The following is a 13976-nucleotide window of genomic DNA, read 5'->3' on the forward strand; positions in this document are numbered from 1 at the left end:
AATGGTGCCAGCTAACCAGCCGAACGGCATTGAAGGAAACATAGTTACAGTGGACATTCAACGGCAGATTCCTGCTTCCTTTGACCGCGTGCAGCGGAACCAGTACGGGTACAACGCCAAGCAGGTTGATCAGTTCCTGCAGCGCGCACGGGTGTCGTTCGAAGCCCCGGGCTCCGCGGGCCGTCCGGTGAAGAGTGCCGACGTCCGCGCGGTGACGTTCGACCCCGTCAAGGGCGGCTATGCCGCGGCTGGCGTCGATGCCGCCCTGGACCGGCTCGAGGACGCACTGGCCTTGCGGGAACGCGATGAGCTGATCGGGGAACGCGGCGAGGAAGCCTGGCTTCGCGAGATCGGCCGGCTGGCCGGCCTGCTGCGCGGACGGCTGCACCGGCCCGATGGCCAGCGCTTCCGCCGTCCCAGCAAAGCCAAGGTGCGCAGCTACAACACCAGCGACGTCGATGACCTCTGCCATGAGCTGATCGGCTACCTGGAAGAAGACCGGCCGCTGAGCGTGGACAACGTCCGGCGGGCCGTGTTCCGGCCGGCTGTGGGCCGCGACGGCTACGAGGAAAGCCAGGTGGACGCCTTCCTGGACCGCGTCGTCCAGCTGATGGCCGCCATCGACTGACAGGCCCCGGTTCTGCCGGCCGATCCCGCTCTAGCGGTCGGTAGCGAGCGGCCTTTCGGGGGTGTGCAGCCGGGTCATCAGCCGGGTAATGGCCCGCGGCACCCGTTGCTTCGTGGCCCGGGACACCAGCACCATGACGGCGAAGGCTGCGGGTACCGTCCAGGCAGCTGGCTGCGCGAGCCAGGATGGCGCACCGGCGCCGCCCAGTACGGAACCGGCCACCATGGCCCCGCCGCACAGCAGGCCGCCGGTCACCATCCCGGCGATGGCCCCTGCATCCGTCAGGCCGCGCCACCAGATTCCCAGCAGCAGCACCGGGCAGATGGTCGAGGCCGTGAAGGCAAACACCAGCCCCACCGTTCCGGCCAGGGCCAGGGAGTCCGTCATGGACGCGATCCCCAACGGCACGACGGCGGAGATGACCGCCGCGAGCCGGAAGCCCCGGACGCTCCCGCCGAGCACGTCCTGGCTGATCACGCCTGCCAACGAGACCACCAGCCCGGACGTGGTGGAAAGGAAGGCGGCGAAGGCGCCCGCCACGACCAGGGCTGACAACAGGTCCCCGGCCGGGCCGCCGATCATCCGGCCCGGCAAGAGCAGGACCAGCGCGTCGGCCTGGCCGCTCTGTGCCAGCCCGGGGGCAAAGAGGCGCCCGATCAGGCCGTAGGCGGTGGGGAACAGGTAAAAGACCGAGAGCAGGCCCAGCACAATCAGCGTGGTCCGTCGGGCGGACTGGCCATCCGGATTGGTGTAGAACCGCACCAGCACATGGGGCAGCCCCAGTGTCCCGAACAGCAGCGCCACCAGCAGGGAGATGCTCTGGTAGGGGCTCGCCGGGGCGGCTGCGGTGGGATTCGCCCCGGCCTCGGCCACGGCGGGCGCGCCGTTGCCGGCCAGCACGAACAGGATGAAGAGGATCGGCACGGCCAGCGCGGTCAGCTTGAGCCAGTACTGGAAGGCCTGGACAAACGTGATGGAGCGCATCCCGCCGGCCACCACCGTCACGCAGACGACGGCAACGACGGCCACCTGCCCCACCCAGGCCGGAAGGCCGGTGGTGATCCGGATGGCCAGTGCCGCCCCGTGCAGCTGCGGGACGATGTACAGCCAGCCGACCAGCACCACCACCACGCTCGTGACCCGGCGGACCGCCCGTGAATCGAGCCGGGCCTCGGTGAAATCGGGAATGGTGTACGCACCGGACCGCCTCAAGGGCGCCGCCACGAAGAGCAGCAGCATCAAATAGCCGGCGGTGTAGCCCACCGGATACCACAGGGCATCCGTGCCGGAGAGCAGGATCAGCCCGGCGACGCCGAGGAAGCTTGCCGCGGAGAGGTACTCCCCGCCGATCGCCGAGGCGTTCCACCAGGGCCGGACCGTGCGGGACGCCACGTAGAAATCCCCGGTGGTGCGGGAGATCCGGAGACCATAGAAACCAATCACAGCGGTGGCCAGCGAGACGGCGGCGAAGGCCGCGATGCCGACGACCGGGTTCACCGGCGCCTCACTTGTCCCCGGCCAGGTCCCGGTAGCGTGCCTCGTTCCGGGCCGCCGTCCGGACGTACAGCCAGGCGCTAAGCCCGATTACGGGGTAGATGCCCGCCCCCAGGAGGACCCAGTCGAACGGCAGGCCCGCGATCGTCGAGTGCGCCAGGCCGGGAACCAGCCCGAGCATGAGCGGAAAGGCGAGCAGGATCAGCAGGAACCCGCCGGCCACCACCAGACCCAGCCGCAGCTGCGAGCGGATCAGCGAGCGGATGAAGACCTGCCCGGCGTCGGACTCCTGCGCAGCGTCCCGGGCATCGGCGGATGAATGCGCGGCCGGCAGCGCCGAGCCGTGCAGTGCCGAGCCGTGCGGCGCGATGCCGCTTAGCGGGATGATGCGCGGTGAAACACCGCGCGGTGCGGTCACGCGGACGCGGGTCATACGTGCGGCCGGATCCGCGTCGACTCCAGTTTCTCCCGCACGGACGGCAGGTGCCGGCGGCTGATGGGCAGCTCGGCCCCGGCCACGGTGACGCTGGGGCGGGCCGCCGCGAGCTTCAGATGGCTGACGTGATTCAGCGCAATCAGGTATGAGCGGTGCGTGCGGATGAAGCCGGCGTCGGACCATTGCTGCTCGAGATCGGCCAGCGGGACCCGGATCAGATAACTCGCATCCGCGGTGTGGAGCCTGGCGTAGTCGCCCTGCGCCTGGACGTAGGTGACGTCCTCGCGGCGGATCATCTTGGTGTTGCCGCCGAGGTCCACGGTGATCATCTCCGGCGCCGGGGCGCCGTCCTTGAGCAGCTCGCTGATCCGGCCGATGGACTTTGCCAGCCGCTCGGCCCGCACGGGTTTCAGCAGGTAGTCCACGGCGGCCAGCTCGAACGCTTCCAGCGCACGGTCCTCGTCGGCGGTGACGAAGACAACGGCCGGCGGGTGCGCGCTGCGGGATATCACGCGGGCAATGTCGAGCCCGGACAGGGCAGGCATATGGATGTCGAGGAAGACGGCGTCGACCTCTTCGACTTCGAGCGCCCGGAGGGCCTCTGCGCCGGAGGAGGCGCGGTGGATCATGCCGATCCGGTCATCTTTTCTGAGCAGGAATGCCAGTTCCTCGACGGCGGGCAGCTCGTCGTCTGCGACGAGGACGTTAATCATGGTTCAAGACTACTGCCGCGGCATTTTGAACGGCATTAGGCAGGATCAAGCGTCGTGGCGGGGCTGCGATTTCGGCACCCGCATCGTGATAAGGGTTCCCTCCCCGGGAGCCGTTTCGATCACGAGCCCGTTCTCTTCCCCGTAGACCTGGCGCAGCCGGGCGTCGACGTTGCGGAGCCCGACGTGGTCGCCGTCGCTGTGCCCGGCCAGGACGGAGCGGAGCTGTTCCGGGTCGATGCCCACGCCGTCGTCCTCGATAGTGACCTCGGCAAAGGCCCCGGAGTCATTGGCCGTGATGGAAATGTGCCCCGGACCCTCCTTGGCTTCGAGCCCATGCCGGACGGCGTTCTCGACGAGCGGCTGCAGGCTCAGGAAGGGGATGACGGTGCTGAGCACTTCGGGTGCGATCCGCAGGCTGACCTGGACCCGGTCGCCGAACCGGGCGCGTTCCAGCAGGAGATACCTGTCGATGCAGCGCAGCTCCTCGGCCAGGGTGGTGAAATCGCCGTGCCGTCGGAAGGAATAGCGGGTGAAGTCGGCGAATTCCACCACGAGCTCGCGGGCCCGCACGGGATCTGTGTTGATGAAGGAGGCGATCGCGTTCAGCGAGTTGTAGATGAAGTGCGGGCTGATCTGGGCCCGGAGCGCCCGGACCTCGGCCTCCATCAGGAGGGTTCGGCTGGCGTCGAGTTCGGCCAGTTCCACCTGGGTGGCCACCCAGTCGGCTACCTCACCCGTGGCGCGGACCAGCCCGGCGCCCGCGGCGGGGGCAAAGGCGGCCACGACGCCCACCACCCGCGCGCCGGCCTTGATCGGGGCGATCACGACGGCGCGCTCCGCCTCGGGTGGAAGCGTCCCGGGTGCGCCGCCGTCGGCCAGCAGCTGCAGCTCGCCGGGCGGGATCACCGCGGTGTGGCCGCCGTCGAGCACGCGGGCCGCGAGCCCCATCAGGGCCGGCTTCAGTTCCTCCCCGGCCCCGTCCCACGCGAGTACCCCCGTTGTGTCGGTGATCGCCAGCGCATCGCAGCCCAGCAGACTGCGCAGCTGCCTGCTGGCCTTGGCCGCGCCGGCGGGGTTGAGTCCGGTCCGCAGGTGCTGCCCGGCCCGGGAGGCGGCATGCAAAGTCTTGTACGTGGCCTGCTCGGCGTCGGTTCCCAGCTCCCGGAAGGAGCGGAGCACCTTGAGTCCGACCGCGACGACGACGGCGATCGCCATTGCGATCACGGCGATGGCGGCAGCAGTGTACAGCGGAGAGTCCGGCATGCTGCCAGCGTATCGCGGGCGCCGGTGGGGCGCGGCCGCCGCCGTTGGGCGCAGCATCAGGACCGCTGAGCGACCCAGGCGCCCGTGGAGATGGAATGTTGGGCAGGTCCGGATGCACAGTGATTGGAGTCACACTGACCGGAGGGCTGTTCCGATGCCGCCATTGCAGCCGGTGTGGACTCGCCAGTCTCAATGAGGAGGAACGATGGGTCACGACGCCCAAGAAACGGACGCAGCGGCGGCCGTGGACTTCAAGGAAGTCCAGTCGACGGAGCAGTTCCAGGAACTGCGCAAACGTCACCGCAGCTTTGTCTTCCCGATGGCCATAGCGTTCCTGCTCTGGTACTTCGCCTACGTTCTGCTGGCCGATTACGCGGTCGGCTTCATGTCCACCAAGGTATGGGGCAACATCAACATCGGCCTGATCCTGGGCCTGTTGCAGTTCGTCTCCACGTTCGCCATCACGGGCTGGTACGTCAGCTACTCGAACCGGAAGCTTGACCCGATCGCCGCAGAAATCCGGCACGAAATCGAAGGCCATGAATTTGACAAGGACGGCAACAAAATCGGCGGGGTAAACAAATGACGCTCATGGTTCCCGCAGTAAACGTTGCGGACCTCAAGGACACCACGCTGCTCAACATGGCCATTTTCGGCCTGTTCGTCGCGATCACCATGGTCATCGTGATCAAGGCCAGCCGCAACAACAAGACGGCGGCCGACTACTACGCCGCCGGGCGTTCGTTCAGCGGTTCGCAGAACGGAACGGCCATCGCCGGCGATTACCTTTCCGCAGCCTCGTTCCTCGGCATCACCGGCGCGATTGCGATCAACGGCTACGACGGCTTCATGTACTCGATCGGCTTCCTGGTCGCCTGGCTCGTCGCCCTGCTCCTGGTCGCCGAACTGCTGCGCAACACCGGCAAGTTCACGATGGCCGATGTGCTCTCCTTCCGGCTCAAGCAGCGGCCGGTGCGGATCGCCGCCGCCATCTCGACCCTTGCGGTCTGCTTCTTTTACCTGCTGGCCCAGATGGCCGGTGCGGGCAGCCTGATCTCGCTTCTGCTGGGCATCAGCGACTGGGGCGGGCAGGCGCTGGTCATCATCGTCGTCGGCGGCCTCATGATCATGTACGTCCTGATCGGCGGCATGAAGGGCACCACCTGGGTGCAGATCATCAAGGCCATCCTCCTCATCGCCGGTGCCGCGGTCATGACCATCTGGGTCCTGGCGATCTACGGCTTCAACCTCTCGGCGCTGCTCGGCGGGGCCGTGGAGACCGCGAACAATCCGGCCATCCTCAACCCGGGACTGCAGTACGGCAAGTCCGAGACCTCCAAGCTCGACTTCATGTCCCTCGGGCTCGCACTGGTCCTCGGCACCGCCGCCCTGCCGCACGTGCTGATGCGCTTCTACACGGTTCCGACCGCCAAGGAAGCCCGCAAGTCCGTGGTGTGGTCCATCTGGCTGATCGGCCTGTTCTACCTCTTCACCCTGGTCCTCGGATACGGTGCTGCGGCACTCGTCGGCGCTGAGACGATCAGGTCGGCCCCCGGCGGAGTCAACTCGGCTGCACCGCTGCTGGCCTTCCACCTCGGCGGCCCGCTCCTGCTCGGCTTCATCTCGGCCGTGGCTTTTGCCACCATCCTCGCTGTTGTGGCCGGCCTGACCATCACCGCGGCGGCGTCCTTTGCCCATGACATCTACGCCAACGTCATCGCCAAGGGCAAGGCCGATGCCGACACCGAGGTGAAGGTTGCCCGCCGGACCGTCGTGGTCATTGGAATCATGGCCATCGTTGGCGGCATCTTCGCGAACGGCCAGAACGTCGCGTTCCTCGTGGCACTTGCGTTCGCCGTGGCCGCCTCGGCCAACCTCCCGACGATCATCTACTCGCTGTTCTGGCGCCGTTTCACCACCCAGGGCGCCATCTGGAGCATGTACGGCGGACTGGGCTCGGCAATCATCCTCATCGCGCTTTCCCCGGTGGTTTCGGGAACCAAGACCTCGATGATCCCGGGCGCCAACTTCGCGATCTTCCCCCTGAGCAACCCCGGCATTGTCTCCATTCCGCTGGCCTTCTTCCTGGGCTGGCTCGGTACGGTGCTGGACAAGAAGCTGGAAGACACCACCAAGCAGGCCGAGATGGAAGTCCGCTCCCTCACGGGCGTGGGCGCCGAAAAGGCCACGGACCACTAGGGCGTGTCTCCTTATTGGCGTAGCCAGATGACGACGGCGTAGAGAACGACGCCGGAACGGTACGTCAGCGCGGGTTTGTCGTTCCGGGTGGCAAGGCCGCGCCATTGCTTGAAGAGGCTGAAGGACCTCTCGACAGTGGTGCGGCCTTGTAGGTCTCTGAGTCGAAGTTCACGGGCGCCCTCCGCGGGGCACCCGGACCGCTTCCATGACGACGGGGAATGGGCGAGCCGCCACCCTGCCCGGGGCCAAGAATCATGGCCAGCGGCAGGCCATTGCCATCGCAGGCGTGATGGATTTTGGTGCTAAGCCCGCCGCGGGAGCGTCCGATCGTGTGGTCCGGCGGTTCAGCAAACAGTTTCTTGTAATTCGGGAGTTTCCCCTGTGGCGCGGAAGGCTCGTCCCGTGCTGGTGGGCTCCGCTGATCGTCGAGTCCACCGACACTGTCCAGTCGATCTGCCCTGCGGAGTCTGCGTGCAGGAGCACCGTAAGTGCCGGCTCTTCGACCACTCGACAGCGTTGCTCCGGCTGGGGATCGATGTGTTAGCAAGTGAGGCTTTCGTTCAAATACGCAAGCTGACGGACCCAGTGGTGTTCCTGTCCTCCCTCGTGGCCGTTGAAATGGTAGACCTCGATGGATTTCGCGGGCACTTGCCCAAATTGCCGCGGAGTCCCGGTTCCGAAGCTGTTGTAGGAAGCGAAGACCGTGGAGGGCGGGCAGACGTCATCGAGCAGGGCGACGGAAAACAGGGCGGTGCGGTTGCCCTGCTAGCGAGGTGGACTCCGTCGAAGTAGTTCAGGACCTCTAACGCGAGCTCGTGACGTTCCCGGTGACGGGAGAGGAACTCGGTGATCTCGGGATAAGGGCCCCGTTGTGCGAGATTAATTGCCCGGGGAAAGTCCTGAAGGAAGGGAACGTCTGCCAGAACAGCTCGAATTCCGTCGAGTCTTCCGGCAGAAAGCCCGGCCGCTGCGAGGGCCAGGCCTCCTCCCTGGCTTATACCGGCAAGGAAGACGTTGTTGGCGTCCACGTCCGGGAAACTTTGGACGGTCTCGATCGCCCGGAATGCGTCCACATACAGCCGGCGGTAGTAGTAGTCCTCCTTCGAGGTCAGGCCCCTGGTCATGAGGCCGGGGTGTGCTATCTCTCCTGCTGATGGGTGAGGGTCGGCCGTGTCACCGGTGATCCCGCCGTAGCCTTGACCTCGGGTGTCCATGATGAAGTGGGCGTAGCCCGCCTGCGCCCATTTGGTGTCCTGCTGGACCAGGCCTCTGCCGCCTGAGTATCCGATGTACTGCACCACTGCTGGCAGGCGGTGACCGGGGAGCCGGTATGCGGGAAGGTGGAGCCAGCCCCGGATCCGGGCTCCGCCGTAACCGGCAAAGGAAACGTCGAAGCTTTCAATAAGTGGCAAAAGGTTCTCGACGGGAGTGTAGGCAGGTGCCAGCGGGATGGCACGGACCTCGGCGAGGGTTGCCTCCCAAAACGCATCAAAGTCTTGGGGCTCAGTTGCCGCCGACGTGTAGCTGCGCAACTCTTGCAGGGGCATGTCAACGATGGGCATTCTCGTTCTCCATTTTCTGGTGCTTGAGCGATCCCTACCCCGGCCTGCGAGTTGTAGGATTCTCGAAATTTGTGGAAAGAAAGGAGACAGAGGATATCCCATCTCCTGTATCATTAGTTTAGACGAATGGCCGCCCCCGAGCGCGGCTGAAGGAGATGACGTGACAGTAGCACCCGCCTCGGTATCGCCGGCAAGGTTCAGCGCGCAAATCCGTTCCCAGGCCCTGCAGACGCGGATCATGGACCTCATCCTGGAGCGAGGGCTGGATGTTGGCGATGCCCTTCCCACTGAGAGTGAGCTCTCCGCTGAGCTTGGCGTAGGGCGGAACACTGTCCGGGAGTCCTTGAAGGTGCTGCAGGCCCTTGGTGTCATTGAGATCCGGCACGGGTTCGGCATGTTTGTCGCTCCGAACAATTTCAGCGCACTGGTGTCCGGGCTGACGTTCCGGGGCAGGCTTTCGCTCCGGCACAAAGGCGAGGAAGCGATGGAGCTGATCGATGTGCGGCAGGCTCTTGAGTCCGGTCTTATCGGCTCGGCCATAGACCTCTTGACGGAGGATCATTTGGCTGATCTGCGCGCCACGATGGAAGCAATGCAGGACGCTGCCGGTAAGGGTGAACTCCTTGTTCAACACGACGCGGAGTTTCACCGCCGTCTCTATGCACCTTTGAACAACGAGCTGCTCATCAACCTGATGGACGTGTTCTGGCAGGTCTACCGCCAGATTCATGAGGCGTTGGGCTCCGGGCCGGTCAACCTTGAAGAACAGGTCCAGATCCATTGGGACATCTACCACGCAGTGGCAGATAGGGACAAAGCCTTGGCTTCTGAACGCCTTCAGCGCCACTTCGACGGTATCCGCCGCAAATTGAAAGACGTCGCGTCAACCTAAGACTCGCTGCCGGGCGAGGACGAGAAACCCGTACCGCTGTCCGCATCGTTCACGTAAATCTCCCGTCCCCGTTCGTCCAGATTACTTACCGGAGCACGCGGTGAGGCACCATCTTATGAGAGAGCGCCCTTTTGCCATGGAAATTTTTGTAGTCCCCGATGCGTCGGGTACCGGAGCTGTTGCCGCCGGGATTCTTGCCGCCGTCATCCGGAGCAAGCCGGATGCTGTCCTTGGTGTCGCTACGGGCAGCTCCCCACTGCCCGTTTACGCGGCGCTGGCCGAGCACACTTTGGACATGTCCGGGGTCCAAGCGTTCGCCCTCGATGAGTACGTTGGCCTGCCGGCTGGGCACCTGCAAAGCTACGCCGAAGTGGTCCGCCGTGAAGTGACCGAACGTTTGGGTATGGACCCGGCCCTTGTTTCAGTTCCCGACGGCGGCGCCGAAGATCCTCACCACGCAGCAGCCCTGTATGACGCCGCCATCCGCGCCGTCGGCGGCGTGGACGTGCAGATTCTGGGGATAGGCCACAACGGGCACATTGCCTTCAATGAACCGGGCTCGGGGCTCGATTCCCGGACTCGCGTGGAATTTTTGGCCGAGCGGACCCGCAAAGCCAACGCGCGCTACTTCCGGTCTGTTGACGACGTGCCAACCCAGTGCATTACCCAGGGCCTCGGTACCATTCGTGAGGCCCGGCACCTGCTGATGGTGGTCAACGGGGCGGATAAGGCTGAAGTTCTGGCTGCAGCACTGCACGGGCCGGTGACCCCGGAGTGTCCCGCTTCGGTACTGCAGCTGCACCCGCATGTGACCGTGGTGGCAGACGAAGCTGCGGCTGTCCTCCTTGGTGCCGAGCTTGGACAGGTGGCCGTCAGGGTCGCGACGCCGAGCGCCTGAACTAGGGGAGCAGGGGCCTTAGGAAGCAGGCGCGGTGGCGGCTGTGATGGCTGCGGCTGGCCGGGGGAGTTGAAGGCCGCGACGGAACACCCTGATCGGGCGGAAGTCGCGGTCCACAGCCAGGATGTTCGCCCTCAGCCCTGGTCTGAGGCTTCCTACTTCTTTCTGGATGCCAAGGATCCTGGCCGGAACGGCCGTGGCTGATACAACGGCGCTTGCCGCGTCCACCCCTGCTTCGACCGTCCGCCGAACAACGTCCAGCAGTGTCGCAGTTCCGCCGGCGAGGGCGCCATTGCTGCGGAGCCGGGCCTCGCCGCCGCTGACGCAGACCCCTGCGGGCCCAAGGTCGTAGTCGCCGTCCGGCAGTCCCGTCGCGGCCATGGAGTCGGTCACCAGAATGACGTTGTCCCCGCCAACGAGTGCGAAGACCATACGGACGGTGTCCGGGTGGAGGTGGACGCGGTCGGCAACAAGTTCCACAGCGGCCGTACCTGCCGCCGCCATTCGCAGGCAGGCCGCTACGGGCCCGGGGTCGCGGTGGTGCAGCGATGGCATGCCGTTGAACAGGTGGGTGACCGTCGGACGCGCGTCGCTGCCCAGCGTCGATGCGGCGAGCAGGTTCGCTGCCTGGGTGAGGGAGGCCGCCGTCGTCGAGGCATCAGCGTTGGTGTGGCCCAGGGACGGCGTGACGCCGAGATCAACCAAGGCTTGTACCAATGCTGCGGCGCCGGGCAGTTCGGGAGCATAGGTCATGGTGCGCAGGTACCCGCCTGCGCTCTCCACGAGGTCCCGGAGCAGGTGAAGATCGGGTTCGAGGAGGAACCGGGGATCCTGGGCGCCGCAGCGCACGTGGGAAAGGAACGGCCCCTCGGCGTGAATTCCAGCGATCAGTCCCTCCTCAGAAAGGGGGCGCAGGGTTTCAGCGCCGCGCAGCAGGTCCTCCCGGGGAGCGGTCACCAGGCTAGCCAGCAAGGTGGTGGTACCGCTGGCGTGAAGGAACTCGACCGCGGATCGGGCTGATAGGAGATCACCGCCAGGAAAATCTCCGCCCGCTGCGCCATGGCAGTGAAGGTCAACCAGCCCAGGGAGGATCATGCTGCCGGGCGGCAACTCCACATCCTCCAGCCCCGGCAGGGTGCGTGGATCGAACCCGGTCCGTGGTCCGGCATAGGAGATGCGCCCCTCGCTGACCGCGACTACGGCGTCCTCAAGAACGGTTCCGTCCGTTAGGACGGTCCCGGACAGCAGGAAAGAACCGGGGTCAACTGCGGCACGGGGCGCAACGGCAGGTTGAAGACTCATTTCAAGGCGTCCGCGAACCAGCCGGTAATGGTGGCCGGGTGTGTGATGGCTGTTCCCACCACCGCGGCGAAGGCGCCGGCATCAAGTGCCTGCCTCGCCTGGGCGGGGGTATGCAGCCGGCCCTCGGCGATGAGCGGCACACCGAAGTCAGCTGCCGCAATCTGTTCAAGCAGTGCAAGGTCCGGCCCCTGGGTCTTAGGCCGGTCACCGGAATAGCCGGCAAGTGTCGTCCCTATCAGGTCCGCGCCGGCCTCGACGGCGGCCGCTGCGTCCTCGAAAGACCCGCAGTCAGCCATCACCAGAGCGTGGGATTCTGTGTGGATCCCGGCCACTGCCTGGGCGAGGGTGAGGCGATCCGGGCGTGCGCGGCGGGTGCCGTCGACGGCCACGACGTGGGCGCCGGCGTTGGCTACCGCGAGGGCATGCCGGAGGGTTGGGGTGATGAAGACACCGTCGTGCCCGTCCTTCCACAGCCCAATCACCGGGACTTCCACCGCGGCGCGGGTGTGCTGGACGTCCGCCAGTCCCTGCACCCGGACCGCGGCCGCGCCGCCGATGACAGCGGAAGCAGCGACCTGTGCGGTGGTGCGGGGATCGCGCATGGGCTCACCCGGGTATGCCTGGCAGGACACGATGAGCCGTCCCCGCAAGGATGCAAGGCGGTCGGGGGACAGAATCATGGTCAGTTCCTTTGTAGAATCGTGGCTTGGGTGAGAACGAGGCGGGCTGCGCCCACTATGGCGGCAGCGTTACCAAGTGAGGCAGGAAGCAGGGGAACGCCGGCCAGAGCCGGGAGGAGTTCGGCCCGGACGGCCCGTTCCATCGGACGCCACCAGGGCGCTCCCGCGTCCGCGAGCCCACCTGAGACCACCACGACTTCCGGGTCCAATATGTTTGCCAACCCTCCCACGGCCTGCCCGGCCGCAGCGGCAGCGACGCCGATGGTCTTTATGGCGATGGCATCACCATCGGCGGCGAGGGCGAAAACACTGCGGGCATCAGACACGGGTGCCCGCCCGCGCAACCGCCGGTAGGCTTCCCGGATGGCAGGTCCCGAGGCGATGGCTTCAACATGCCCTGCTCCGCCGCAGACACAGGGCACTGGCTGGCCGTCGTGGAAGGCGTACGGCGAGGCAAAGTGGCCAACGTGTCCGCCCACGTAGCGGTGTCCCAGAACCGGTGTGCCTTCGTGGACGAAACTGCCGCCGACGCCTGTGCCGAAGGCAACCAGGAGTGAACTCGCAGTCCCGGCGGCGGCACCGGTCCAAGTCTCGCCAAGCGCGTGGGTGTGGACGTCATTCACGGCTTGAACGGACGACGGCGGCAGGGCCAGCCGCGCTGCCAGGTCGGCGCTGATTGCTGTTCCGGCCCAGCCGAGGATCGCATCGGTCGCTGAAACCACTTCACCGGTGCGGGCATCAATGACACCGGCCGCACCGACGCCGACATGATCGACGACGATTCCGGCAGCAGCTGCCCGTCCAATGAGTTCAGCAACCAGGCTGGCAGTGGCGTTGAGAATTGCCTCGCCGCCATCACGGTTGAGGGTGGGAATGGTCTCGGAAAACAGGACTTCACCCGTGTCTGAGACGACCCCGGCAGCAGTTTTAGTCCCGCCCAGGTCAACACCAATGGCGTGCATCAGCTTCAGCGCCCGTCCCTAGACCAGGCTGTTGCGTTCGAGGATGACCTTGATCGCGGTCGTTTCTTCTTCGTTCAGCGCGGGCATGGGGATGCTCATGGTGTTGGATTCGATGATGCCCATGATCTGCAGGGCGGTCTTGAAGGCGCCGAGGCCGGCTGCTCCGCCGGAGACGCGTCCGTTGGGGGTGTAGACGATCTCGAAGAGGTCGGCCAGGCGGTCCTGTTCGGCCGCTGCCTTGGCCCAGTCCCCGGCAATGGCTGCGTCAACGAGGTTGCGGTAGCCGCGGGGGTCGACGTTGCCCAAGCCCGGGACCACGCCTTGTGCGCCGCCGAGGAGTGCGCCGTCGACCACTACTTCGTGGCCGGTAAAGATGTCGAAGTTATCGATGTCCTTTGCTGCGAGCAGGAGTTGGCGGAAGGAGACGTCGTCGCCGGAGGAGTCCTTGACGCCGGCGATGATGCCGTCGCGGCCCAGCCGGATCAGCAGGTCTGTGGGGAGCTTGAAGTGGGTCCGGACCGGAACGTCGTAGGCGAAGATCGGCGTCTCAACACCTGCGTGAATGGTGCGGAAGTGGGTCTCGGTTTCGCTGGCGTTGCCGATGGCGTAGTACATGGACGTGACCACGATGGCGTCGGCCCCGAGGTCGATGACGCGTTTGGCTTCCTCGATGACGCGGTTGGTGGTCTGCTCGTTGGCGCCGACGATCAGGGGCACGGCGCCGGCGTTGGCGGCGGCGATGGTGCTGACCACGAGGTCACGTTCGGCGTTGGTCATGTACGGCACCTCCGCGGAGGAGCCCAGGACGAAGAGTCCGGACACGCCGCCGTCGAGCAGGTGCTTGGTGAGGTTCTGCAGTGATGCAGTGTCGATGCTGCCGTCTGCGTGGCGGGGGGTGACGACGGGCGGGATGACGCCCTGGAACTGGGAAGACAAGGGGAACTCCA

The 13976-nt window shown here is 65.9% G+C and carries 13 protein-coding genes and 1 pseudogene; 5 read left to right on the top strand and 9 right to left on the bottom strand.

Features of this window, described 5'->3' with window-relative positions; all coding sequences use genetic code 11:
- The first annotated feature begins 1 nt into the window (after position 1).
- Positions 2 to 628 carry a DivIVA domain-containing protein gene (locus OM977_RS06390; protein ID WP_264356668.1) on the top strand — a complete coding sequence of 209 codons (627 nt, stop codon included), beginning with the start codon at positions 2 to 4 and terminating at the stop codon, positions 626 to 628.
- Between the two features lie 30 nt (positions 629 to 658).
- Here the strand turns inward: OM977_RS06390 and OM977_RS06395 are convergent, their stop codons facing one another.
- From OM977_RS06395 to OM977_RS06410, 4 genes are read right to left on the bottom strand one after another with little or no spacing between them, the layout of a single operon-like run.
- Positions 659 to 2125, bottom strand: a complete 1467-nt coding sequence (locus OM977_RS06395) for a sodium/solute symporter (RefSeq protein ID WP_264356669.1) — start codon at positions 2123 to 2125, stop codon at positions 659 to 661.
- 7 nt (positions 2126 to 2132) lie between these two features.
- A complete protein-coding gene (locus OM977_RS06400; RefSeq protein ID WP_264356670.1) occupies positions 2133 to 2555 on the bottom strand; it encodes a hypothetical protein in 423 nt (140 codons plus the stop codon).
- Positions 2552 to 3271 (bottom strand): LytR/AlgR family response regulator transcription factor, encoded by a 720-nt coding sequence (locus OM977_RS06405; protein ID WP_264356671.1) that lies wholly within the window; start codon positions 3269 to 3271, stop codon positions 2552 to 2554. Before OM977_RS06405 ends, OM977_RS06400 begins: the two co-directional genes overlap by 4 nt.
- 45 nt (positions 3272 to 3316) lie before the next feature.
- A complete protein-coding gene (locus OM977_RS06410; RefSeq protein WP_264356672.1) occupies positions 3317 to 4534 on the bottom strand; it encodes a sensor histidine kinase in 1218 nt (405 codons plus the stop codon).
- Positions 4535 to 4739: 205 nt separating this feature from the next.
- On the opposite strand from OM977_RS06410, the gene OM977_RS06415 reads away from it, so the two are divergent.
- Together OM977_RS06415 and OM977_RS06420 are read left to right on the top strand one after the other, a co-directional pair.
- Positions 4740 to 5120 (top strand): DUF485 domain-containing protein, encoded by a 381-nt coding sequence (locus tag OM977_RS06415; RefSeq protein ID WP_264356673.1) that lies wholly within the window; start codon positions 4740 to 4742, stop codon positions 5118 to 5120.
- Positions 5117 to 6733, top strand: coding sequence for a solute symporter family protein (locus OM977_RS06420; RefSeq protein ID WP_264356674.1), 1617 nt, complete (start codon positions 5117 to 5119; stop codon positions 6731 to 6733). Before OM977_RS06415 ends, OM977_RS06420 begins: the two co-directional genes overlap by 4 nt.
- 540 nt (positions 6734 to 7273) lie before the next feature.
- Here the strand turns inward: OM977_RS06420 and OM977_RS06430 are convergent.
- Positions 7274 to 8295, bottom strand: a pseudogene (locus OM977_RS06430) (acetylxylan esterase).
- A gap of 160 nt (positions 8296 to 8455) precedes the next feature.
- Between OM977_RS06430 and OM977_RS06435 the strand changes: the two are divergent.
- Both OM977_RS06435 and OM977_RS06440 read left to right on the top strand, forming a co-directional pair.
- On the top strand, positions 8456 to 9187 hold the full coding sequence (locus OM977_RS06435) for a FadR/GntR family transcriptional regulator (RefSeq protein ID WP_270103237.1): 732 nt from the start codon (positions 8456 to 8458) through the stop codon (positions 9185 to 9187).
- A gap of 136 nt (positions 9188 to 9323) precedes the next feature.
- On the top strand, positions 9324 to 10085 hold the full coding sequence (locus tag OM977_RS06440) for a glucosamine-6-phosphate deaminase (protein ID WP_264356675.1): 762 nt from the start codon (positions 9324 to 9326) through the stop codon (positions 10083 to 10085).
- Between the two features lie 18 nt (positions 10086 to 10103).
- On the opposite strand, the gene OM977_RS06445 is transcribed toward OM977_RS06440, so the two are convergent.
- Genes OM977_RS06445 through OM977_RS06460 form a run of 4 tightly spaced genes read right to left on the bottom strand, consistent with a single transcriptional unit; the run spans position 10104 to position 13965 of the window.
- Positions 10104 to 11387 carry an N-acetylglucosamine-6-phosphate deacetylase gene (locus OM977_RS06445; RefSeq protein ID WP_264356676.1) on the bottom strand — a complete coding sequence of 428 codons (1284 nt, stop codon included), beginning with the start codon at positions 11385 to 11387 and terminating at the stop codon, positions 10104 to 10106.
- Positions 11384 to 12067 (bottom strand): N-acetylmannosamine-6-phosphate 2-epimerase, encoded by a 684-nt coding sequence (locus OM977_RS06450; protein WP_264356677.1) that lies wholly within the window; start codon positions 12065 to 12067, stop codon positions 11384 to 11386. The genes OM977_RS06445 and OM977_RS06450 overlap by 4 nt, the downstream gene beginning before the upstream one ends.
- Positions 12068 to 12069: 2 nt before the next feature.
- Complete coding sequence (locus OM977_RS06455) at positions 12070 to 13029, bottom strand: ROK family protein (RefSeq protein WP_264356678.1); 960 nt, start codon at positions 13027 to 13029, stop codon at positions 12070 to 12072.
- An 18-nt stretch (positions 13030 to 13047) separates the two neighbouring features.
- The gene (locus OM977_RS06460) at positions 13048 to 13965 is read right to left on the bottom strand and encodes a dihydrodipicolinate synthase family protein (RefSeq protein WP_264356679.1); all 918 of its coding nucleotides are present in this window, start codon (positions 13963 to 13965) and stop codon (positions 13048 to 13050) included.
- Positions 13966 to 13976 lie beyond the last annotated feature (11 nt).

It is taken from the genome of Pseudarthrobacter sp. MM222 (genome assembly GCF_947090775.1).
Lineage (GTDB): Bacteria > Actinomycetota > Actinomycetes > Actinomycetales > Micrococcaceae > Arthrobacter.